This window comes from Pseudomonas sp. ATCC PTA-122608 (genome assembly GCF_001952855.1).
Taxonomy (GTDB): Bacteria; Pseudomonadota; Gammaproteobacteria; order Pseudomonadales; family Pseudomonadaceae; genus Aquipseudomonas.
The window spans coordinates 95,128-117,900 of record NZ_LPNO01000003.1 but is presented as its reverse complement, the minus strand read 5'-3'; the positions used below and the strand labels follow the sequence as shown (position 1 = coordinate 117,900).

The 22,773-nt window shown below is 57.0% G+C and carries 16 protein-coding genes; 9 read left to right on the top strand and 7 right to left on the bottom strand.

What is annotated here, in order from left to right:
• Positions 1–7: 7 nt before the first annotated feature.
• The 3 genes from AU074_RS05115 to AU074_RS34390 all read right to left on the bottom strand — a co-directional run bounded on the left by AU074_RS05115 (position 8) and on the right by AU074_RS34390 (position 3,085).
• Complete coding sequence (locus tag AU074_RS05115; protein ID WP_076013791.1) at positions 8–1,849, bottom strand: nuclease-related domain-containing protein; 1,842 nt, start codon at positions 1,847–1,849, stop codon at positions 8–10.
• A gap of 357 nt (positions 1,850–2,206) precedes the next feature.
• The gene (radC, locus tag AU074_RS05110; RefSeq protein ID WP_076013790.1) at positions 2,207–2,704 is read right to left on the bottom strand and encodes a DNA repair protein RadC; all 498 of its coding nucleotides are present in this window, start codon (positions 2,702–2,704) and stop codon (positions 2,207–2,209) included.
• 51 nt (positions 2,705–2,755) lie between these two features.
• On the bottom strand, positions 2,756–3,085 hold the full coding sequence (locus tag AU074_RS34390) for a hypothetical protein (RefSeq protein ID WP_076013789.1): 330 nt from the start codon (positions 3,083–3,085) through the stop codon (positions 2,756–2,758).
• Between the two features lie 524 nt (positions 3,086–3,609).
• On the opposite strand from AU074_RS34390, the gene recC reads away from it, so the two are divergent.
• From recC to recD, 3 genes are read left to right on the top strand one after another with little or no spacing between them, the layout of a single operon-like run.
• The gene (gene recC, locus AU074_RS05100) at positions 3,610–7,080 is read left to right on the top strand and encodes an exodeoxyribonuclease V subunit gamma (RefSeq protein WP_076013788.1); all 3,471 of its coding nucleotides are present in this window, start codon (positions 3,610–3,612) and stop codon (positions 7,078–7,080) included.
• A complete protein-coding gene (gene recB / locus AU074_RS05095; protein WP_076013787.1) occupies positions 7,077–10,748 on the top strand; it encodes an exodeoxyribonuclease V subunit beta in 3,672 nt (1,223 codons plus the stop codon). Before recC ends, recB begins: the two co-directional genes overlap by 4 nt.
• Positions 10,745–12,838: an exodeoxyribonuclease V subunit alpha gene (recD, locus tag AU074_RS05090; RefSeq protein WP_076013786.1), complete on the top strand. Its 2,094-nt coding sequence runs from the start codon at positions 10,745–10,747 to the stop codon at positions 12,836–12,838. The genes recB and recD overlap by 4 nt, the downstream gene beginning before the upstream one ends.
• Here the strand turns inward: recD and AU074_RS34025 are convergent.
• From AU074_RS34025 to AU074_RS05075, 3 genes are all read right to left on the bottom strand, one after another.
• Positions 12,826–13,029 (bottom strand): hypothetical protein, encoded by a 204-nt coding sequence (locus tag AU074_RS34025; RefSeq protein WP_076013785.1) that lies wholly within the window; start codon positions 13,027–13,029, stop codon positions 12,826–12,828. The two genes, recD and AU074_RS34025, sit on opposite strands and share 13 nt — an antisense overlap.
• Entirely contained in the window at positions 13,016–13,690 is a 675-nt protein-coding gene (locus AU074_RS05080; RefSeq protein ID WP_076013784.1) for a hypothetical protein, read from the bottom strand. The genes AU074_RS34025 and AU074_RS05080 overlap by 14 nt, the downstream gene beginning before the upstream one ends.
• 145 nt (positions 13,691–13,835) lie before the next feature.
• Positions 13,836–14,711: a YafY family protein gene (locus AU074_RS05075; protein WP_076013783.1), complete on the bottom strand. Its 876-nt coding sequence runs from the start codon at positions 14,709–14,711 to the stop codon at positions 13,836–13,838.
• A gap of 117 nt (positions 14,712–14,828) precedes the next feature.
• Here AU074_RS05075 and AU074_RS05070 point away from each other — a divergent pair, with 117 nt between their 5' ends.
• The 6 genes from AU074_RS05070 (at position 14,829) to AU074_RS05045 (ending at position 21,122) form a co-directional block, all read left to right on the top strand.
• Positions 14,829–15,089, top strand: coding sequence for a hypothetical protein (locus AU074_RS05070; RefSeq protein WP_026067334.1), 261 nt, complete (start codon positions 14,829–14,831; stop codon positions 15,087–15,089).
• A gap of 73 nt (positions 15,090–15,162) precedes the next feature.
• Positions 15,163–15,993 carry an HNH endonuclease gene (locus tag AU074_RS05065; protein ID WP_076013782.1) on the top strand — a complete coding sequence of 277 codons (831 nt, stop codon included), beginning with the start codon at positions 15,163–15,165 and terminating at the stop codon, positions 15,991–15,993.
• 153 nt (positions 15,994–16,146) lie between these two features.
• Entirely contained in the window at positions 16,147–18,411 is a 2,265-nt protein-coding gene (locus tag AU074_RS05060; RefSeq protein ID WP_076013781.1) for an McrB family protein, read from the top strand.
• A 3-nt stretch (positions 18,412–18,414) separates the two neighbouring features.
• A complete protein-coding gene (locus AU074_RS05055) occupies positions 18,415–20,019 on the top strand; it encodes a nuclease domain-containing protein (RefSeq protein WP_076013780.1) in 1,605 nt (534 codons plus the stop codon).
• Positions 20,020–20,049: 30 nt separating this feature from the next.
• The gene (locus tag AU074_RS05050) at positions 20,050–20,565 is read left to right on the top strand and encodes a hypothetical protein (RefSeq protein ID WP_076013779.1); all 516 of its coding nucleotides are present in this window, start codon (positions 20,050–20,052) and stop codon (positions 20,563–20,565) included.
• Positions 20,562–21,122, top strand: coding sequence for a hypothetical protein (locus AU074_RS05045; protein WP_076013778.1), 561 nt, complete (start codon positions 20,562–20,564; stop codon positions 21,120–21,122). The genes AU074_RS05050 and AU074_RS05045 overlap by 4 nt, the downstream gene beginning before the upstream one ends.
• A 573-nt stretch (positions 21,123–21,695) precedes the next feature.
• Here the strand turns inward: AU074_RS05045 and AU074_RS05035 are convergent.
• The gene (locus AU074_RS05035; RefSeq protein WP_076013776.1) at positions 21,696–22,727 is read right to left on the bottom strand and encodes a YafY family protein; all 1,032 of its coding nucleotides are present in this window, start codon (positions 22,725–22,727) and stop codon (positions 21,696–21,698) included.
• Positions 22,728–22,773: the final 46 nt, after the last annotated feature.

Sequence of the window (22,773 nt, the reverse complement as noted above, 5' to 3'; positions counted from 1 at the left end):
TTAGCCATTACCCGCCAATAGCATGGTCTGGGAAATACGTTCCGAATCTGTTCAGTTCAGGCGCGGAACAAACGACCGTCAGCCAGCTTCCTTCTTGGCTCCGCTTCAGCCGCGTCAGGCCTGCATAGACTAGCGCCAAGCTTTGCGCATTTGCAGCCTCTGTCACATAGACGACCAGTAGGCGAGACTCCCATCCCTTGAAGCTATGCAAGGTGGTTGCCTTGATCTTGGCATCGCCCATATAAAAGCCCATCTTCCTGCGGCGATGGTCAGAACCAAACGTATCAACAGCGCGAATATTGTATTCATTGAGACGACTTACCACCTCGGCCCCAGATGCCATATTTCCGGTCAGCATGGTGATGTCAGCATTGGCCAAACCGTTCTTTCCGGTCTGATGCATCAGGGCGAGGATTTCTTCCGAACAAACCACCTTGGCATTATCCGGGCTACATTGCACCCAGCGAAGGTGGCACGGGTACAGATCAAGTGATCCTTGCTCTGGCTGCGGTAAATCGACGACATCTTCAGGAAGGAACATCTCCGCAAAACTTCGTGCAAGGTTTAGCGCATCTGGAGGCAATCTGTAGCTGACACTAAGCTGCGCCCAGCGTCCCCCTGGGAATCCGGCTCCCTTCATCACGTCATCTGTCCACGCTTTAGCAGTGCCGTAAATGTCTTGCGTCGCATCTGCGACTAAGAGCATCTCTCCGCTCGGTTTGCAGGCCTTGCGCAATACATCCCACCACAGCGGGCGATAATCCTGCCCTTCGTCAACTAGAATGGCATCGTATCGTGAAGCCCCTGGCTGCATGACACCTTCTGCTGCCAAAAGTGGTAATTCGGTATTCAGAACATCCTCTCGGCCGTTGGCCCACAGAGCGTCATACCTCAGCTCCCATCCCGCTTCATAACAGACGTGCTTGCACCACAAATGGAAGTGAGTGAATCGAACATTCCTTATCTGTTTTGGTGCATCGAGGTCGCGAACGATGAGGTCACGTAAATAATGCCAAAGTGTGATGTTGAAAGTAGCGACCAGTACAGACTTGCCTTCGTTAGCAAGCCTCGCGGCACGTGCCGCAAGCACTAAGGACTTCCCCGAGCCTGCCGGCCCTTTGATCCGACGATAGCCGGATTCAGTGCGAGTTTCGGCTAAAGACCGCTGGTTACGATCCAAGGTCAGAGGCGCCCTCTGCGTCGATGAGAAGTCCGGCTCTACAAGCCAGCTGCGTAGATCTTTAGCCAAATCTTCTGACATGAGGAAGGAGTGGCTGCGGCTGGCTTCCGGGAATACGAGCTCCATATTTCCTGTTGAAATTTCGCTGAAACCGCTGACTGGTTGATATTTTGCGTGATCGTCACCTTGCGTTGTCTTTAAGAAAGGAGACAGGAGGACTTTGACCTGCTCCGCCGGTGCGAAAGGGAAAATGACACCCGCGGTTATAGTTGCCCATCCTCTCTCTGACTGAATACGTGGGCAATAAAGGTCGAAAATTTCCTTCTTATAAAGATTTACCTTGGTGACAGGATTCTCGCTCTGGAGGCAGAACTCTTTTCCGTCCTTCTCAGCCCAGAGCGTCGGATGTCCCCATTCATCCAACTTTGTGAAGTACCTCATGGCGTTCAGGTTCCAGTCTTTCACCTCGAACACCGCGATGCCAACCTTCGGATTCAACAGAACGAAATCCGGGCGTAAGCCATTCAAATGGGGCTGAATGTAAATCTCCCAATCGGGCGTAAGACTCTGGTTGAACATCTGAAAAACCTGTTGCTCGCCAGCGGTCAGTGGCTGCCTTAATTTTGCGTGCTCAAGCAAGGGCGGATGGATCACTCTTTCATTAGACATTTAGATCATTCTTCCCTGAGAACTCACTCTGCTTGCAAGTGAGGCAGTCTTTTAGGTTTTATGGAGTTATTTCTGAAAGTAATTTTCAACTTTGAGAGCAGCCGCTTTCTTTAGGTTATTCAATACACATCGAGGCTAGAACACCCCTGCTTAATCGTCTCTTCCGCAGCATCATGATCGCGCCAGCACAATCGACGGATTCCTACAGTAGCCTAACCTGGATTGTCTCCAACCATGGCTTTGGCTGCAGCCGGAGCAAAGTACAGGGGGGCAGACAAAAAATTAAGTGAGAGCTAACAGTGCCGATAGCCCCTCGGCATCGGCCAAGGGAGTCTATCGGCCGCAGTGACCTCGGAGTTACAGATAACCTCGTTCTGCTAACGAAACACAACCTTCATGACCCACCACCACATGATCCAATATCCGGGTACCAACCAAGTTGAGAGCGTTCTTGAGGGTGGTCGTAAGGGTTCGATCGGCTTGGCTGGGCTCCGGGTCACCGGAGGGATGGTTATGAACCAGAATTACGGCCGCGGCATTGTGCTCTAGGGCTATCTTGACCACTTCCCTTGGATACACGTTGGCACCATCCAGCGTGCCCCGGAATAGCTCCCTGAAACCAATCACCCGGTGTTTGGTATCGAGCAGCAGTAATGCAAAGATTTCGTGCTCGTGGTACCGCAGCAGTGTTTGCAGGTGGCTGAAGACCTGCTTCGGTTCAGTCAGGGCCCGACCTTTAGCTAGGCGACTCATCGCCAGTTGTTGAGCCATCTGCAGGATGTCAGCTTCGGTGACAGGGGAGTCCATGACATAGGTACCGGTCGTTTCACCGGCTATTAGCTTGTGATATTTCATGCGGATATTCCTGTACGAGTGCGTGAGAACGGAGGGGGATTGAGTAAAGACTTAACGGTTGATACTGAAGCTGTAACCGCATTCCAGGCACAGATAGTTATCCAGCACCCTGTCATCAATCTGTTCACCCAGCGTGGCCCCAGCGATCCCGCCGGCAGCACCACCAAACAGCCCTCCAAGTATGGCGCCAGCGATGCTGCCCACAGCGATCCCAACAGGCCCTCCGACTATGCCGAGTACTGCACCGGCTTCCGCTCCCGACAGGGCTCCGGCGGCCCCACTGACTGCACCGCCTGCAGCGCCAATCAAACCACCCGTTTGCTTACCGATATTTTTCGTTACGACACGTCCAGAGTTGCAGCTAGGGCAAGGGGTATACATACGTAAATCCTCTCAAGTGATGAGCGTACTGAGCCAAAGAAGCCGGCACGCCAAAATCCCTGCCGCAGTTGATGCGGTGGGCGTTCACAGAGGTGATATAGGTTTGAATTTTTTTTGAATGAGATTTTGACCAATTCGGAGAGTTGTTTGCCCCTAAAAAGTCATCTAGGAGCTGTTGATCTACGAGAGACGTTGGATATTTTGAGCTGTTTCATTTGAGCATCACTTGCCGTTGGTGGAATTGGGTATCCGGCCGTGGGCTGTCAATAAACAGCACAGATTTTTCCGCCTTTTAATTTCTTTCTAACTGTCGTCTCAGCAGAAACGGTTGGGTATGTGCGTGAGAAGTTGACCTGTGCAAACAACCAGCATTTGCTCTCCTCCTTGGGCAACCTATGCTCGGCTCCTGTGGATGGTTGTGCTGACCTTCTTCGGGCTGGTGGCGTGTAACCATATCGTTTTAAAGTGATGGCCTTTTGCTGCTCTGCACCACAGAGCTGCGTATTCAGATCTGAGGGTGGCGTATGCAGGATGCGGACTCGTTGAAGCCTGGCTTCATGATTATTCACGGCAATCGCTTGGACGATTTGCGTGAGCTAGCGGTGAGCTGGATGCAGCGCTACCCGTTGGCCCCGCTGGAAAACGAAGTCGTGCTGGTGCACAGCAATGGCATTGCCCAATGGTTGAAGCTGGCGCTGGCTGAAGATCCTGATAACGGTGGCTGCGGTATCGCAGCAGCGTTGGATGTGCAACTTCCTGCGCGTTTCCTTTGGCAGACCTACAGGTCTGTATTGGGGGCTGAGACGACACCAGAGTCCTCCCCGCTGGACAAGGCGGCACTGAGTTGGCGACTCATGCGCTTACTGCCTCAATTACTAAGTAAAACCAATTTCAGCAGTTTGCGGCGATTCCTTCAGGAGGATGACGATCAGCGCAAACTCTACCAACTCTCCGAGCGGCTGGCGGACCTGTTTGATCAGTATCAGGTCTATCGAGCCGATTGGCTGGAGGACTGGGCGGCCGGGCGTGATCAGCTAAAGCAAATCAAAGGCGGTGTGAAACCTTTGGATCCCGACAACCTTTGGCAGGCGGAGCTGTGGCGTGAAGTATTGGCGGATGTTGGCGAGGGCGCTCTTGAGCAGAGCCGTGCCGGTGTTCACAAGCGTTTTGTCGCACGCCTGCGTGAAGCAGGGCAGGCCCCGGCTGGGTTGCCTCGGCGTGTGGTGGTGTTCGGTATTTCGTCTATGCCGGCACAGGTTCTCGAAGCTCTGGCCATGCTCTCGCGCTACAGCCAGGTTTTGCTGTGCGTGCACAACCCTTGTCGCCACCATTGGGGCGATATCGTCGCTGACAAACATTTGTTGGGCCATGCCTATCGCCGTCAGCCAAACAGAAGTGCCCCTATGGCGACGAGCCAACATGGCCAGCCTTTGCTCGCCGCGTGGGGTAAGCAAGGTCGCGACTACATCAATTTGCTCGACCACTATGACGAGCCGACTAGTTATCGACACCTGTTCGAGGGCCTGAACGGCGGACGTATCGACCTGTTCAATGACGAGCCACCTTCAAGCCTCCTAGGTCAATTGCAAAGCGACATTCTTGAATTGCGCCCTTTGGCTGAAACCCGCGAAGTATGGGGCCCTGTCGATGTTGCACAGGATCGTTCGGTACGCTTTCACGTGGTCCACAGTGCGCAACGTGAAGTGGAAGTGCTGCACGATCAGTTGCTTGCTCGCTTCAGTGCCAATCCTGAGCTAAGCCCGCGTGATGTGATTGTGATGGTGCCGGACATCAATGCGTATGCACCGCATATCGAGGCCGTGTTCGGTCAGGTGCCGCGTCATGACCCTCGTTATCTGCCCTTTACCCTGGCCGACCAGGGGCAGCGTGGCCGCCAGCCATTGCTGATCGCCCTAGAACACTTGCTCAAACTGCCCCATAGCCGCTTCGCCGTCAGCGATATTCTCGACCTGCTGGATGTGCCGGCGCTGCGGGCGCGCTTCGGCATCAAGGAAGCGGATGTGCCGATCCTGCAGCGCTGGATCGATGGTGCCGGTGTGCGCTGGGGACTCAATGCGCAACAGCGCGAGAGCCTGGACATGCCCGCAGGCCTTGAGCAAAACACCTGGCGTTTCGGGATGCGCCGCATGCTGCTGGGCTACGCAGCCGGCCAAGGGCCCGAGCTGAATGGCATCGAGCCTTACGATGAAGTGTCCGGGCTGGAGGCGGCATTGGCAGGGCCTTTGTTGACCCTGCTCGATCACCTGGAAGTCGCCCGCGAAGACCTGCAGCAGCCAGCGACACCGGTGCTCTGGGTCGAGCGCCTGCAATCGCTGTTGAAGGTGTTCTTCCGTCCGGTGGGGGATGGCGAAGAATTACTGGTCAACCAGTTGCTCAAACTGCTCGATGACTGGCTGCGCACCTGTGAGTCCGCGCAATTCAACGAGCCTTTGCCGCTGAGCGTGATGCATGAAACCTGGCTATCCGGCATCGAGGATGGCGGCTTGTCGCAACGTTTTCTCGCCGGTGCGGTGAACTTCTGCACGTTGATGCCGATGCGTGCGATCCCTTTCAAAGTGGTGTGCCTGCTGGGCATGAACGATGGCGATTATCCGCGCCAACAGTCGCCAGTCGATTTCGATCTGATGCGCAACGATTACCGTCCCGGCGATCGCTCGCGCCGCGAGGATGACCGCTACCTGTTACTGGAGGCCTTGTTGTCGGCCCGGGAGCAGCTGTATGTCAGTTGGGTTGGCCGCAACATCCGCGACAACAGTGAGCGCGTACCTTCGGTACTGATCGGGCAACTGCGTGATCACCTGTCCAGCGGCTGGCGCTTGGCGCAGCCTGGCAAATTGCTGCATGCCTTGACCCAGGAGCACCCGCTACAGCCTTTCAGCGCCGCCTACTTTGCCGACAAGCCGGGGCCGGACGGGCTGTTCACTTACTCTCACGAATGGCGTGAGGTGCATGATTCGCCAGATCAGCAGCCATCGGAAAACCTGTTGCCAGCACTCGCCCAAGACACGCCTTTAACCCTGCGCCAACTGGCCGGGTTTGTGCGCGACCCCGTCGGGGCGTTCTTCCAGCAACGGCTCAAGGTCAACTTCGACAATGACGAATTGACCAGCCGCGACGACGAAACCTTTCAGCTCGACGGCCTTGAGAACTGGCAGCACCAGGACCGGCTCAGCCAGGCGCTCAAGCGTTGGGTTGAAGAGGATTATCAGCCTGAAGGCGCCGGGGCTGAGCTTGATCTGCACCTTCAGCGTTTGCAGCGCGAAGGCAAGTTGCCGTTGGGCGGCTTCGGCACGTTGAGCGCATCGGCCCTGGCCGAGCCGCTGCCGGATATGCTCGAGCGTTACCACGTGCAGTTGCAGGCGTGGCCGGAGGTCGAGGAGGGCCAAACCGCCGCAACGATCGCCGCCCACGAATCGGCCCCGGGATTGAGTGACTGGCTGGGCGGTATTCGCCGCAATGCCCAAGGTGAGCGTGCCTACTTGCAGCTGGACAGCAAGAAGCTGTGCAACGACGACAGTTGGCGCTGGCACAACCTGGTTCGTCCCTGGGTGCGCCATCTGGCGTTGCAGCTGAGTGAGCCGGGCTGCACCTCGATTCTGGTCAGCTTGAATGGAGACGTGGTGTTCCGGCCAATGGCCCCGCAAGACGCGCAGAAGCAGTTGAAGTCGCTGCTCGAGGCCTGGGTGGCGGGCATGCGTGAACCGCTGCCGATCGCCTGTAAAAGCGCATTCGCCTGGCTCGAAGAAGCGAAGGAGGGCGGGGAAGACAACGACTCGGCGTCCGAAAAGGCCCGCGAGACGTTCGAGGGCGGGTACATGCGCTCTGGCGAGGCAGATAGCTCCTTCGCCTTGCGCCGTGCGTACGCGGATTTCGACCAACTGTGCGCCTCCGGTCATTTCACCTCATGGGCCAAGCGCCTGTATGGCGGCCTGTTCAATCATCTTTCTTCGAGCCGCGCAGGGAGCGACCAATGAATCCGCTGAATCTGAACCCCCTCGACTTTCCTTTGCATGGCAGCCGACTGATCGAAGCGAGTGCCGGTACCGGCAAAACCTTCACCATCGCCTTGTTGTACGTGCGCCTTGTGTTGGGTCATGGAGGCGAGGCCGCCTTCAAGGATCAGCTGACACCTCCGCAGATTCTGGTCGTAACCTTTACTGATGCCGCGACCCAGGAACTGCGCGACCGTATTCGTGCGCGCTTGACCGAAGCGGCGCTGTGCTTCCTGGAGCCTGATCACGAACACGACAATTTACTGGAGCAACTGCGTGCCGATTACCCGCCGCAGGAATGGCCCAATTGCGCGCGCCGGTTGCAACTGGCAGGTGAGTGGATGGACGAGGCGGCGGTCTCGACCATTCATGGCTGGTGTTATCGGATGTTGCGTGAGCACGCCTTCGACAGTGGCAGCCTGTTTACTCAAACACTGGAAACCGACCAGAGCGAGCTGCTGGCGGAGGTGGTCAGGGATTATTGGCGTCGGCATTTCTATGCCTTGTCACCGGCGCTCTCCAAGGTGGTGGCCGATTGCTTCAAAACCCCGACTGATCTACAGAAGGCGCTCAGTCCTCTTCTATCGCGGGCAGACGCGGAGTTCCGGCAGGCAGGGGCATCGATCAGCGCTCCGGCACGATTGGATGCGCTTCTGCAGTCCCCTATCGATTGGGAGCAGCGATGTGTTGCGCTTGAGGACCGTGCCAGAGCTGAGTGGTCGCGAGATGTCGCCGGGATAAATACGCTGCTGCGTGATGTACGAACGAAGTTGAGCGGAAAATCCTATCCAACCAAGACTCCCGAAACTTTCGAGCAGATGCTTGGTGAAATCGCGAAATGGAGCCTGGGAGACGAAGCCTGTGCTCATGTTCGCAAGTGTGGGCAAACCCGGTTCAGTGTTAACAAAGGCGGCGTTGTCAGCGTGCACCCCGCTTTTCAGGCCATCGATACGTGGGTCGATCATCTGGAGTCAAAAACCGAGGTGCGCGCGCAACTGCTGCTGCATGCACTGCGTGAGGTGCAATGTTCGTTCAATGCCGAGAAAGTGCGCAGGGCGCAAATCGGTTTCGACGACCTGCTCAATCGCCTTGACCAGGCCTTGCAAGGCCCGTCGGGCCCGCGTCTGGCCGAGACCATTCGCAGGCAGTATCCGGTCGCCCTGATCGATGAATTCCAGGACACCGACCCGGTTCAGTACAGGATCTTCGAAACCATTTACCGCATTCCCGACAACCTGGATGACTGCGGCGTGTTCATGATTGGCGACCCGAAACAGGCGATCTATTCCTTTCGCGGTGCGGATATTTACACCTACCTCCAGGCGCGAAAAGCCACGGCTGGCCGTCACTACACACTGGGGACCAACTATCGTTCCACCAAGGCGATGGTCGAGGCGGCCAACCATTGCTTCCGCTACGCCGAAGCCCAGCCTCGGGGCGCGTTTCGGTTTGCCACGCAAGATCAGGACAACCCGGTACCGTTCATCAGCGTCCATGCCAATGGGCGCGAGGATGTGCTGCAGGTCATCGGTACGAATCAACAGGCCCTCACGTTCTGGCAGCTGAAAACCGAGGGTGTGATCAATAACGCCACCTACTTGCGTAAAGCCGCTGAAGCTTCGGCGTCGGCGATTCAGGCCTGGCTTGATCCCGCTGCAACCCAGCGTTCCGGTTTACTGAAGGGCAACGGTGAATTCGTTGCTCTGCGGCCCGCCGATATCGCCATTCTGGTGCGCAATCGCAAGGAGGCCGAAGCCATCCGTAAAGCCCTGGCCCATCGGCAACTGGCCAGCGTCTATCTCTCCGACAGAGACTCGGTCTTTGAAAGCGAAGAGGCCAAGGACCTTTTGTATATCTTGCGTGCCTGCGCTCAACCCACCAGCGATCGGCTGCTGCGAGCGGCAATGGCGACCCGCAGCGTCGGGCTGACATGGCAGACCCTGGAGCAATTGAATCAGGATGAGCTGTTCTGGGAACAACAGGTTCTGCTGTTCAGGGATTTTCGCGTGTTGTGGCAGCAACAGGGCGTGCTGCCGATGCTGCGAAAACTGCTTGCCACGTTCAAGGTCCCGGCCCGTTTGCTTCTGGAAGACCAGGGGGAGCGTCGCCTGACCAACCTGTTGCACCTGGCCGAGTGGTTGCAGCGCAGCGCCGCCGAACTCGATGGCGAGCATGCGCTGATCCGTCATCTGGCCGAGCAGGTGGATGGCCAGAGCGAAGAAGAAATTCTGCGCCTGGAAAGCGATTCGGACCTGATCAAGGTCATCACCGTGCACAAATCCAAAGGCCTGGAATACCCCTTGGTGCTGCTGCCGTTCGCCTGTAGCGCAAGGGAGATCGATGGCAAAAGCACAACACCGCCGATGTTTCACGACAACATGGATCTGGTCATCGAGCTGGCCAAAGGTAAACAGGCCGAGACGGCACAAGGGTGTGCCAACGATGAGCGCATGGGCGAAGAAATGCGCCTGCTTTACGTTGCCCTGACCCGAGCCCGTTACGCCACCTGGATCTGCGTAGCGCCCAAGGGATTTAAGACCGGAGGAAAATCGACAGATCTGCATAAGGCAGGCCTGGGTTACATGCTGGCGGGGGAGAAGCCGATAGCCCCAGAGAGTCTGCCCGGCGTGGTCGAGGCACTGGCCAGTGGCTGCCCGGACATTGAGGTGTGCGCAGCGCCAGCACCATCGGAAAATGTCCACACGGCACCCACTCCACCACCGGTGGGGCCAGCCTTGCGGCCCTTGCACAAGCTCGCGGCAAATTGGTGGATTGCCAGTTACTCGGCCTTGGCCATTGCCGACGGATATGTCCTGATGGGGGCGGAGCCGGGTATCAGCCTGGAGCCGGCGACCGCGCTGGAAGCCAACTTGCAGGAAGAGGACGAAGCTGAAGCCTTGCCGGCAGGGGCCGGGATTCACGGTTTCCCTCGGGGCGCAGGACCTGGCACCTTTCTCCATGGACTGTTCGAATGGGCCGGTCGCGAAGGTTTTGCCAAGACCGCTGGAGATCCAATAACCCTCCATAACACCGTTGCCCGACGCTGCAACCTGCGCGACTGGGAAACCTGGATCGAGCCACTGTCCGCCTGGCTGGGCAGCTATCTGAATGCACCGCTGCGGTTCAACGGTACCCAATGCAAACTCTCGACCCTGAGCACCTATCAGGTGGAGATGGAGTTCTGGTTTTCCAGCCGGTCAGTGAACGTTCAGCGCCTTGATGCACTGGTGCGCCAATACACGTTGGGTGGTGCACCGCGTCCAGTACTGGCCGCCAACGAGTTGAACGGCATGTTCAAGGGCTTCATCGACCTGACCTTTGAGCATCAAGGGCGCTACTACGTGGCGGACTACAAGTCCAACTGGCTGGGCGGTAACGATCAGGCCTACGACGCCGAGGCGATGGCCGAGACCATGCTGAACAAACGTTACGACCTGCAGTTGTGCCTCTACCTGCTGGCGTTGCATCGTCAGCTCAAGCTGCGCCTTGCGGGGTATGACTACGAACAGCACATGGGCGGGGCGGTATACCTGTTCGTCCGTGGGCACCAGGCGCCCACCCATGGTGTGCATTTCGAACGACCGCCACGGCAGTTGATTGAACAACTGGACCAACTCTTCATGGGCCAACACGCGGAGGTCAGCGCATGAGCCAGACCCTTAAGCAACTGAGCAACAGCCAGCGCAACGTTGATCACCCGCCGTTGTTCGTTGGCGATGCCGACAGCAGCGAGCTGCTGCATCAACTCGACAATTGGGTGAGCCGAGGCTGGTTGCGCGCACTGGATCGCTCATTCGCCACCTTCATTTTTGAACAGGATCCTCAGGCCCAGGCCAGTGTGTTGTTGGCCGCCGCGATGACCAGTCATCAACTGGGTCGCGGGCATTCCTGCCTAGATCTGGTCGCTACCCTGCAAGCGCCTGACTTTGTGTTGTCGTTACCTCCTGAAGGGGAGGAGGGCGGCCAATTACCGTCGCAATGGTTGCTGGGCCTGGATGTCGCGCAATGGCGCCGGGCGTTGGCCTTGAGCCCGCTGGTGGAGGATCGGGACGGGGCACAGCGTTTTCCGCAACGGCCGTTGGTGTTGACCGGACAGCGCCTGTACCTGCGTCGTTACTGGAACTACGAGCGCAACATTGCCCAGGCGTTGAGTGCCCGCTTGAGCGTGGACGCGGTAACACCGGAAAAACTTTCCAGTCGGCTCGATGCCTTGTTCCCTGACACCTTCGAAGTTAACGGTGAACGCCGCAGCGACTGGCAAAAAATTGCCTGTGCGCTGGCGGCACGAGGCAATTTCAGTGTCATCACCGGCGGCCCCGGCACCGGCAAGACCACTTCGGTCGTGCGCTTGCTGGGGCTGCTGCAAACACCGGCCGTGGAGGAAGGAAAACCGCTACGCATTCGCCTCGCCGCCCCCACCGGCAAGGCAGCAGCACGCTTGTCCGAATCCATCGGCAAGGCAGTCCGTGAATTGCCTGTGAGCGTCCCGGTGCGTGAGGCGATTCCGACCGATGTTTCTACTTTGCACCGATTGCTGGGCAGTCGACCGGACTCGCGCAACTTCATTCACCACCGGGATAAGCCACTGGAACTGGATGTATTGGTGGTCGATGAAGCGTCGATGATTGACCTGGAAATGATGGCTTGCCTGCTCGATGCCTTGCCTCGCCAGGCGCGCTTGATCCTGCTGGGTGACAAGGATCAGTTGGCATCGGTGGATGCAGGCTCCGTGTTGGGCGACCTTTGTCGCAACGCTGAAGCCGGCGGCTATAGCGAGCAAACAGTGGCCTGGCTGGAAGCCCACAGTGGCGAGTCGGTCAGCGCTCCGGGGTTGCAAACGGCAGTCGGTGCCGGCGATCCGCTGGCCCAGCAAACCGTCATGCTGCGCTACTCCCGACGCTTCGACGCCCAGCAGGGCATTGGGCGTCTGGCCAAACTGGTCAATGAGAAAAATGCCGCCGAAGCACGAAGCCTGCTTAATCAGCAATTGCCTCAGCTGTTCAACCTCAAGTTGCGAGGCGAGCATGATGCCGCACTCACCGAGTTGATTATCAACGGCAAAGGCGATGCTCCTGGTTATCGCCATTACCTTGAGCAGCTACGAGACCAGCGTCCTGCGAAAGACACTCCCTGGGACAGTGCCCTCTGGGCCGGTTGGGCTGGCAAAGTATTGGGCGCGTTCGATGAGTTCCGCCTGCTCTGTGCGCTGCGTCGCGGGCCCTGGGGGGTTGAAGGGCTGAACCAGCGAGTGGCCGCCGAACTGCGCCGCTGTGAGTTGTTGTCGGGGGATCAGGGTTGGTACGAAGGGCGACCGGTACTGGTCACCCGCAATGATTACAGCCTGAGCTTGATGAATGGTGACATTGGCATTGCACTCTGGGTACCAGGCCCCTCTGCAGAGCGTGTTCTACGTGTGGCCTTCCCGCGAAACGATGGCAGCGGCGGCGTACGTTTCGTGATGCCGAGTCGGCTGGTGGAGGTTGAGACCGTTTTCGCCATGACGGTGCACAAGTCCCAGGGGTCGGAGTTCAACCATACGGCTCTGGTATTGCCCGATGCGCTTAACCCTGTGCTGACCAAGGAGCTGTTGTACACCGCCATCACCCGTGCCAAGCAATGGTTCAGCCTGGTCGAAGCCAGTCCGGGCGTATTTGAAGGTGCGGTGAGTCGCAATGTGCAGCGAACCAGTGGGCTGGCGCTGCAACTGCAAGATGAGCTGGCAAAACTTCAACGCACCTGAGTGGGGGCGTTCAGGCATTTGTAGCCTGGGTACTGGGCTTCAGCGGTGACCTTTGCCATGGCAGAGGTCACCGCTTGAATCGTGATGGTGAAGTTGGCTTGGGGGCCGGCGGTGGCAACCACACGTTGCATAAAGGCTTTGTAGGTTTTCATGGCGCTGTCCTCGATGGTGATGGTATTACGCTGCTTCACCGTTGCCGCGTTTGCTGGTGATCTTTACCGCTCGACCGAGCGCGAAGAGCGCCATGTCGATGTTCACCACGAATCCAGGTTCGGCATCCTGACGCTCTTTGAAGTGCTCGCAGAGCCAGCGTTTGTAGCGTTCGATGCAGGCGACATCCTTGTCCCAGTTGATCTTCTTGCGAATGGTCTTGATCTTGGAAAAGTCTGGGTCGTTGATCTGCTCATAGAGTTCGAAGGCACGAAGCACGTGCTGATCGACAATGGATTCCGAGCGATCAGCCAGGTGCCGGCCGAACTGTCTGAATACCTGGCCTGGGCCGTTAGTCAGCGATGTTGGTCTGACATCGGCTGCACCTTTGATGATGTGCGCCACCTTTTGCAGGTCGCCATTTTTCCAGACCAGGGCGTAGAGCAGCTTTTCCAGAGGAGTTTCCAGTTTGGCGCTGAGGTCCGCATGCAAGCGAAGATCGTTGCCAACCTTAGTCATGAGGGAACTGATGTCGTGGTCCGTCAACTTCAACTGCAATTCTGGGTACTTGTTGCGGTCCATCTGCCATTTTTCCAGCAGGGAATCGGACGTCAGTATCTTTTGCAGGTCGGACACTTTGTCGGCGTTCAGTATCTCGGTGAACGTGGTTTCCACCAGCTTCAGGGCTTCCAGATTATTCAATATCGCGTTCTCTCGTGGGGTCTGATACAGAGCTTGATTCACTCGTGCGACAGATCATGTCGCACTGCGTCAGGGCTCGGTATTTTTTGGAGTCGTGTGCCAGCGGCAAGGTTGTCGCGAACAGGGCAGTCGAAAGGGACCGGTATCAGTCATACAGCCAGGGTTTCAACTCCTTCAGGTTCTCCACCACGATCTGTTGCGCCTCTGGTTTCGGGTCCATGTTCTTTGGATCAATCTGATAGCGCTGCAACACATACTTGACCAACGCCTGGCGACAGGGAATCTGCAGTCGCCCATCGACCATCCCGAAATCCTCCTGGATTATCGCTTTTTGCATCACCGTCAGACGCTCATCGGGTTTGATGATGACTTTGACTTCGCTATTCCACTGGTCGTCGTCCGAGAGGCCATTCTCGGTCTCGCCGTCCATCAGTTCAGGAACCCCACGCAGTCGGCTCAGTACAAAGTCCCGGTACTCGCGGTTTTTTTCGCAGTAGGCGCGCACATGCCAGCGCATGCCTGTGTAAACCAGCGTATGTGGTGCAATGGTTCGCCCTTCAGGTTCGGGACTGTTGAGCGAAACGTAGTCGATGTCCAGGCGTAGATGCTCCCGGCAAGCCTTGAGCAGTGGGCGCAGTATCTCGGCCTTGATCGAGCGATCAGGCACCTCCAGTACTTTGGTGTGGGCGTAGGCTAACGCCAGCCCCTCAACGTGTGGCGCCCGAGCATTGTTCTGGTAAAGCAGGTGTAGGTAGGCGCTGGCGCTGTCATCGATGAACAGTGGCTTGAACTGTTTGCTCGGCACGTAACCCTTGATCTGTCGATCATATGTAAGGTTTTTAGGCGCATGCTCGGTGATATAGGTATTGATGTCCTTGGATGCTTGCTGACGGCTAATGCCGAAGCTCTGCGTCAAGTGCACCGTAGTCAGCCGGCCTTCCCACCACGCGACGGTTTCGATCAGTCGGTAGCGAAGGGCGAGGTCCCAACGGACCTGCTCGATGGTTTGCTTGCGTTTCATGTCGCCTCCATGTGAGTGAATACTTTACCTGTATAAGTCTACATTCTAGACGTGTCGTTTAACACTACATATCGTGACTCTGGCAAGTTTGGAGTTGACGACATGAGGGACATGTTTATGGATGGTTGGGATTGGACGGCGTCGGTAGCGATGCTGATGCTGTTGATGATCCTGCTGATGCTTTTGGTGCAGTATCTGCAGACAAACAAAGCCTGGAGATTGCTCGAGCATTGGCATGCGACCACGAAGGAGCGCCAGCAGCGGCTGAGCTGGCACGCCGAAGAGAATCGCGAGTTGAAATCGGCGCTTCGGGCGGAGAAGGCTCATGTGGAGCAGTTGCAGCGCAAGGTGGAGATTCTGCAGGCTTTGTTGCCTTAAGTGTGAGGCACGAGGGCCTTGATTCGAGGTTCTCGTGATTGGCGCCGATACGGTATTAACATCAGGAGGGCGCATGCTCGATTCGCTGGAAATTTGCAGGCTTCTGGAAGGCCATGGTTGCAGCTTGAAGTACAAAGAAAAGGCCTACGCTAGAGGCTATGAGCACCCTGCGCTTGAGTACCCGCTATTCGTCAAGCATAAAGCTATCGGCGCTGTCGGACTCCAACCATTGGTTTTGCACCCGGCATATCGCAAATCAGTGCATTGGGAGCAAATCAAGGCATTGACGCAGGGCGCTCCCAATGAGACCTATAAAAGCACCAGCCTGGAAGTATTTCCGCTCGCGCTGGATTCAACTAGCAATACCGGTATCGCGGTCAATTGTGCGGATGATGAAGACTTGCGCAGCCTGTTCGCAGTGCTTACCGGCGAATCGACGGCCATCGAGCAACGATTGGAAGATGAATTCAGCCTGATTGAGATATTCGAGCAATCATCATTTGGGCAGCAAATTGAGAGTACCGAGCGCGAAGCCATTATTCGAGCGCGAGTAGGACAAGGCGTTTATCGCCAAGCTCTGCTCAAGCATTGGCAAGGTTGCGCCGTCAGCGGTATAGCGCTCGCTTCCATGTTGCGTGCTTCTCACATCAAGCCTTGGCGTGACGCGACGCATCCGGAGCGCCTCGATCCCTTTAACGGACTGCTTCTGGTGCCCAACCTGGATCAAGCCTTTGACCAGGGGCTGATCAGCTTCACCGACGAGGGCGATATTATTATTGCGCAAACCTTGACAGCTGAACTGCAACTGGCACTTGGTATTAACCCGCAATGCCGGTTGCGGAGCCTTCATGACCGTCATTTGAACTACTTGGCTTGGCATCGTGAGCACGTATTCAGTGGCTAGTCGCTCGTGTTAATCGTTTGCCCGAATGATGATGGGTCAGGAGCCCGTGTCACAGGCTGGATTCTCCTGGGGTTGGTGTAACTCCGCATGCAAATATATAGCAAAGACGATATTGGGCGCGGTCGCCCAACAGGACAATAAGGGGCATGGCTTGTGGCGGTAGATCTGAAGGATGACGCAAATCTCAAGGCAGCCTGTGAAGCAGTGTTGGCTCAGCATCGTGAGTTGTCGTGGTATCAAAACTGGTTGAAAAAGCTGTCGGAGTTCCTGCGCAAGGTTCAGGACGCCGATCAAGACGAGTTTTGCAGCCCCGCGTTTCAGGAGCAGCTATGGGAAAGTGAGGTCATCACTAAAACGGGCATGGGAACGGTCAAGGTGTCCGAGGTAATCGCCGACCCTCTCGTCGCCAAATGCCTTTGGAGTATTCGGGCATCGCTTAAAACGGGTGATGCTCACCTTCATGATCAAGTGCTCAAGGAAGGCTGGCGCGAGTTGAACCAACTAGTGGCCCCACCCCTTGTACGGCGCAACCCTCGGCTTAAAAAATATCGTCTGTTCGCCGCGCTGTGCCCAACTGAACTGACCACGCTTGCGCACTATCCGAAATTGCGTACTTTGGCGTCGTTGATAGGTGTGGGAAGCGCAGAGCGTGAGCTTTCTCTGCATCAGCGTGTGCTTGAGCGTCTGGACGATGTTTTGGGTAAGCGGGAAAAAGGACTGTCAACTCCGTCGCTGGAGCGCATGACTCTGCCTTGGCTGCTCTACAGGAAATTCGTACAGGAGCAGGAAGCCGAAGCCACGGAGATCGCTGACCCCACAACAGGCCAGGAGCGCTTGAATCCATTACCTGCTGAGCGTCGCCGCCGAGGCATGCTCGCCATTGGTGGTGGTATCGCGACCATCAGGGCGATCATTGAGTTCGCCAAAGAAGGGTGCAAACGAGAAGACCTGGTGGAGCACATGCGCTCGATCAACCCAAGTCACGCGACGTCGAGTATCCGAACGCAACTCAACTCACTCATTGCCGAATGGGGTGTTCTGCGTGCTCTAGGCGACGAGATCTATCTGACGCCGCGAGGTGAGGGACTGCTGGAGACTGGCGAGCCTGATGAAGTATCGGACTGGCTGCTGACCCGCGTTCTTGGGTTTGATCACATGCTCTATGCATTGCACAGCGCTCCAATGTCCGTCAGTGCGTTGAATGAAGCGTTGAGAAAGGTAAACACCGGGTGGACCAGCGATCGGGCATTGACCAGTTTGACCTTTTGGCTGCGTGCCCTGCAATTGGTCGAAACCCGTGCAGACAAACTGCAGCACCTGACCGAGCTCGGTGAGGCCTGGGCAGCGCAAATCCACTGGGAACCCCAATCACTTACTCCAGACCCTGTGGCTGTTTCAACCAGCCTGGTGCCATCCAGTGGCGACGCTGTGCCGTTTGAGCGTCCCTCGCTGGAAACCATCCAGCGTAGTTTTCCCGAAGATATCGCCTTTCCGATCAGCCTGGTGGCTCGTCTTGATGCAGGACTCTGGAGTCATCCGCGCCGCCATTTTGCTGTCCTTACCGGGCTCAGTGGCGCCGGTAAAACGGTACTGGCTCGGGGTTATGCGCTGGCGTTGCACGAGGGGCAAAGCCAGCCATCAGAGGGACTGCTTACAGTCCCTGTCCAGCCTGGCTGGCATGATCCCTCTTGCCTGCTGGGTTACGTCAATCCATTGAATAGCGAGAGCTACGTACGCACTGCATTCATCGATTTCCTGCTTAGGGCCAGTGCCGACTCCGAACGTCCATATACGGTTGTGCTGGACGAAATGAACCTGTCGCACCCGGAGCAATATCTGGCACCGCTGCTTTCGGCCATGGAGACAGGTGGCCACATTGAGCTCCATGCTCAGGATAATGACATCAGCGGCGTGCCGGCGACCATCACGTACCCGAGTAACCTGGTGATCATTGGTACCGTGAATATGGATGAAACGACACACGGCCTGAGCGACAAGGTGCTCGACCGGGCGGCAGTGATTGAGTTCTGGGAGATCGACGTTGAAGCGTTCCCCGGCTGGAAAACCAGTGCTTTGCCTGAGGCAAAAATTACCAAAGTCCGTGACACGCTCAAGGGGCTGGTCAAGGCCTTGCGCCCGGCACGCCTGCATTTCGGTTGGCGCACCATCCACGATGTCATTGGTTACATCGAGCAGGCCGGACGCGGCGGTGTGATTGATTTTGATGCGGCACTGGATCAAGCCATCTACGCCAAAGTCCTGCCCAAACTGCGCGGTGAAGACACACCTCGGGTTCAGGCTGCATTCGCAGACAGCCGTACCTTGTTGCGGGATATGAAGCTGGAGGAATCGGCAACCAAAGTCGGCGAGTTGCTGGATGATTTGCGTTCTTTGGGTTCCGCCCGGTTCTGGCGCTGAAACATGGCGATTATCCGATGCGTTGACAAACAAGGCAGCATGTTTAACGTCAGCCCCGAAGCCTTGGCTTCGGGGTTCATGGAGCGCGGCACTTATTATTTCGAGATTGTCCCCGAGTCCCGCTTGTTTGTTGATGATGAACCGTTGGAGAGCTCGCGCCATGAGGCATTTGATGCATGGCGATGGGAGCCGGGTTTTTATGCGGGCAAAGTCGTCGCTGAGTTGATTGATACTGACGGCAAGGTTTTAGCGAGCTACCACTTTGATGTGGCTCCGGATCAAAACAAGCTCGGCGAGACTTCGTTTGCCGCGATGTTCGACGAGCTCCTTGCCTTCGATATACGTTTGCTGATGGGCAACGAATACGCCCGTTTGGAGGTGGGTCGTGAAGGTCTGACCAGCAACCCGCACCTGCAATATGCCCGACTGAAACGTTATGGCCCGGCGTTGTTGTCAGCGTTTATCGAAGTCTTGCGCAAGCCGCTGACACGGCTGCACCGAGAGCGAACATTACGGCCAGCGCATCAATTGCGTCGTATTGATCGCCAGACCCTGCGACGCGCCTTGCAAGACCCTGCGGCGACGGCGTTGCTCTATAACCTCGAACAGGCCAATACCAGCGGTGAGGTGTTGCACTTTGATGTGCCCACTGTGTTCGAGGACCTCGATAATCCGGCCAATCAGGCGTTGGCTGTTGTCCTTGGCGAAATCCTGCGACGCAGCCGTTACGTCATTGCCGCCTTGCAAAAGATCATTGATGGGGAGGGCGATACGGGGGCTCGCTCCGCGTTGACTCCTCGGCTTGGACGGCGGATCGAGTTCCTCGAAGGCTTGCAAAGTGACCTTCGTAGAATTCAACGCAGGGAGCCGTTCTGCTCTCTGCGCCAGCCTCGAATTTCCGCTGCCGGGCTCAACGCGGTTTCCGCTCATCCTGCTTACGCTCGGGCCTATCGTCATGGATGGTACGTGCTGCGTCCTGGTATTGACGGCAGTAGCGAGGGAGAGCGCTTATGGATCAGCCCGACATGGGAGATATACGAGCGTTGGTGCTACCTCCAGGTGGTGGCCATGATGAAGTCGATCTATCCCGACCTGCAGTGGCGTGATCGTTGGCCCGGCACGAGTCTGGACTACATACGTTGTACCGGGCGAGGTATCGATACACAGGTCGATGTCTGGCTGCAGGTACACTGTCCAGCGTTCGACCAGCGAGCTAGTCACGGATTTTCCAGCATTTCCGGGGCGCGTTACCCCGACATTGTTGTCACCGTGGAAAGCCCGGCGGGGAGCTCGTTCCTTGTGATGGACGCCAAGTACCGGGTTGAGCGCAAGTGGGTGCTGGAGGGCATGGTGTCTGCGCATTTGTACCGGGACTGCTTGCGCTGGAAGGGCCGCAAGCCGGATTTATCGATATTGCTGGTGCCTCGTGCAGGAGGTGCTCCCTTGTTGGAGACGATGACGTACCAGAAAGCCAATGGGGTTGGCGTCGCGGTGCTGAGCGTTGAACACAACGGATTGCAAGCGGTGTTAAAACCCTTTGCAAGGGGCTGCACAGATTCAGAATCAGTAGAGCTTCCTAGGGCCGCAACTCCTTTGCCACTGAACTGAAACTTACGTAACGCTCAAAAAGGAAGCGCAATGACAACAATAATTACAAAGGCCCAAGCCGAGTTGGAGCTTGCACTCATGCAAGCCGAAAGTGATTCCATGGCCAGCAGCGATCTTTATATCTGGTTGCGCGAATGCGGACTGTCGCCCGAAATCGCCGTCCGAGTCAAAGAGCTGCTCAACGTGACTCAGCGCATCGGTAACAAGGTTGTTTCCATCGGCAAGCTGATCGTAATGAAGTTGCGCGACTTCATTACGGCGCATAAGAATCTGGCCATTGGCACCGTTTTGGGTGCTGCTATCGCTTCGCTGGTCGCTGCGATTCCGTTGCTCGGTTCGATATTGGCGCCATTGGGGGCACTGCTTGGCGTGACGATCGCGGCCACCGGTCATCAACGCGATAAGCATCCGGACCGGAACGGCAGAGGGGTGAGCCTGGAGGAGCTTCCGCAGAACCTGATCGAAATGGCCCGGACGTACTTTGATCTGTTCATTGAGACGCTCCAGATCATCATGGCTGAATTTTCTTCGGCGAAAACATCATGAGTCGGCCACCGAAGGTCAGCAAAAAGCAGCTGCTCAAGGTCATCGATGAGCTTGAACGAGCCCCCCAAGACCGTGTTCGCATTCTGGGGGAGGTGGGCATCAGCACGCTCGGTATCGGCCTCGGTGCCGCCGCAGCTGGCACTGTGGCGGGTATCGCGGGTGCGACCAGTATTCCGGTCCTCACGACGGCCGCCGGTTGGGTCGGTGTTACTGCCGTGGCGGCGACGCCACTAGGCTGGGCTCTCGGCGTTGCGGCGGCCGGTGGTGTTCTGGCCTACGGCGTCTCGCGCTGGATTCGCGGCGGTGCGATGTCAGAGGGGCGCAAGCAGGAATTGTTGTTGGTCTACCAGGAGCGGTTGGCCGAGATGGAGGCCAAGGAGCGCATGGGGGCGGTCACGCTGTTGGACAAGTCCGGTTTTATTTCGTCACTTCGTGAGGTGATCGAGAAAGATGTCATCAGTGCCGATAAGGCGCTACGGCTGATCGAGGCGGTGGAAGGCGGAAAGCTGGCGTTGCCTGAGGCTTATCGATTGGTCAATGGGCTCTTGCTGGAGTAGTCCGCGCAGGGTGCAGTCTTCAGCAAAGCGCCGATGAGTCATCCGGTCACGACACGTCTTGTCGCCCTTCGCCCTCATGCTCGCCTCATCAGCAGGACGAATGGTTTACACCGAACCGAACCGCTTGAGTCAGGCAACCATAAGGGACCGCAGCATGAAAAATCTGTTCGCAATTATTGGCGTCATCGTCGTTGTAAAAAAAGGCTACGAGTTCTTCCGTGAATACAACGAGATGAAACAGGAATTGGACAAACGCGCCGGTGATTCGGCCTGACGCCGTGTAGCGTCGACGATTTTATTTTTCTACGACTGACGGGTTATCTCCATGCCTTGGCCGCCCCATCCCTTCACTTTCACCTGCCCCCAATGCCACTGGAAAAAAACAACGGTGCCGCCCAGCGATGCGCTGCGTGAGGGGATCGACTGGTTTTCCAATTGCCCCTCATGCCGACACACTGCATTGGATGTCCGGCCGGCTACGCGTCTGGAAATTTTCAAGGCCAGGCTGGCGCGACCGCTTCGCTAGAGTCGGCAAAGTGCATTGATCCGCCAGGCTGGAGCCCTCCTGGCGAGTTACACCAGGCTCGCCTTGCCTTCCTCATGCTCATACGCTGCAGCCGCCCGCCGCAGTGTGTCTCCCATCTGTTGGCGCAACTCCGGCGGTTCCCGCACGACCAACGAATCACCCAAAGACAAAATCCACCAGTGCAGCTGCCAGGTATTGTTGACGGTCGCCTGCACCTGAAAACCATCCGTCAGCACCTCCAGCACCATGTCCGTGCTCAAGGGCGTTTCACGAATCATCCTTGCCTGGTGTTCGCTCACCCAGGCCTTGAGCCGGATTTTCTCCGGTTTGCCAAACTGCAAGGCGTCGGTGGCCAGGTAGGTTTGCAGTTCGAACGTATCCAGCCCTTGGCACGGCGTGTCGAGTACCGTTACCGCGCGAAAGCGATGCACCGCGAACTGACGGACATCGGTATAGGGCGCAGCGGTGGCGATGAGATAGGTGATCAGCCCACGCTGGACAATCGCGAGGGGGTTGAGAGTCAGTTCGCTGAGTTTGTCGGTGTGTGCCGAGTAATACTGACAATGAACTTGCTGCTCGCTGATCAGGGCGTGCTGCAGTGCCTCCAACGTTTCTGCCTGGATTTCCGGAGCTCGAAGATTGAAATCCGGCCGAACGCTCGCAACTTTGTCGGGCCAGCGGGCGGCGGGGTTGCCGTCTTCGAGGCCTTTGAGTTTTTGCCGGGCATGCTCAAAGCGCGGTTCCAGCACGCTCAACATGCTGCCCGGAAGTAGCGGGCGCACGGCATCTTCGACCAGCGCCAGACTTACGGCTTCAGTCAAGGTGATGCCCTGCAACTCGACGCTCACGCCCGGTTTCCAATACCAACCGAAGGGCGTTCCTCCATCGTTGCACTGCAACGGAAACACCAGGGACAGGTCACGCAGGTCGCGCTCGATGCTGCGGCGGCTGATGGAGTAGCCTGCGCTCGTCAGGCGGGTCAGCAACTCACTCACTGTGATACCAGGGGCGCGTTTGGGAAGCTGTTGCAGCAACTCCCATTGACGACTCAACGCGGTATGGGTCTTGGCTGATGGCAAGAGAAATCATCCTTGTAGTGTTGAAGCTGGCCTGTGGCTAGCGAAT

Bases quoted from the DNA above. Each gene is read 5' to 3' on its own strand.
- AU074_RS05115 (WP_076013791.1), bottom strand. From the start codon at position 1,849: ATGTCTAATGAAAGAGTGATCCATCCGCCCTTGCTTGAGCACGCAAAA.
- radC (WP_076013790.1), bottom strand. From the start codon at position 2,704: ATGAAATATCACAAGCTAATAGCCGGTGAAACGACCGGTACCTATGTC.
- AU074_RS34390 (WP_076013789.1), bottom strand. From the start codon at position 3,085: ATGTATACCCCTTGCCCTAGCTGCAACTCTGGACGTGTCGTAACGAAA.
- recC (WP_076013788.1), top strand. From the start codon at position 3,610: ATGCAGGATGCGGACTCGTTGAAGCCTGGCTTCATGATTATTCACGGC.
- recB (WP_076013787.1), top strand. From the start codon at position 7,077: ATGAATCCGCTGAATCTGAACCCCCTCGACTTTCCTTTGCATGGCAGC.
- recD (WP_076013786.1), top strand. From the start codon at position 10,745: ATGAGCCAGACCCTTAAGCAACTGAGCAACAGCCAGCGCAACGTTGAT.
- AU074_RS05075 (WP_076013783.1), bottom strand. From the start codon at position 14,711: ATGAAACGCAAGCAAACCATCGAGCAGGTCCGTTGGGACCTCGCCCTT.
- AU074_RS05070 (WP_026067334.1), top strand. From the start codon at position 14,829: ATGGATGGTTGGGATTGGACGGCGTCGGTAGCGATGCTGATGCTGTTG.
- AU074_RS05065 (WP_076013782.1), top strand. From the start codon at position 15,163: ATGCTCGATTCGCTGGAAATTTGCAGGCTTCTGGAAGGCCATGGTTGC.
- AU074_RS05055 (WP_076013780.1), top strand. From the start codon at position 18,415: ATGGCGATTATCCGATGCGTTGACAAACAAGGCAGCATGTTTAACGTC.
- AU074_RS05050 (WP_076013779.1), top strand. From the start codon at position 20,050: ATGACAACAATAATTACAAAGGCCCAAGCCGAGTTGGAGCTTGCACTC.
- AU074_RS05045 (WP_076013778.1), top strand. From the start codon at position 20,562: ATGAGTCGGCCACCGAAGGTCAGCAAAAAGCAGCTGCTCAAGGTCATC.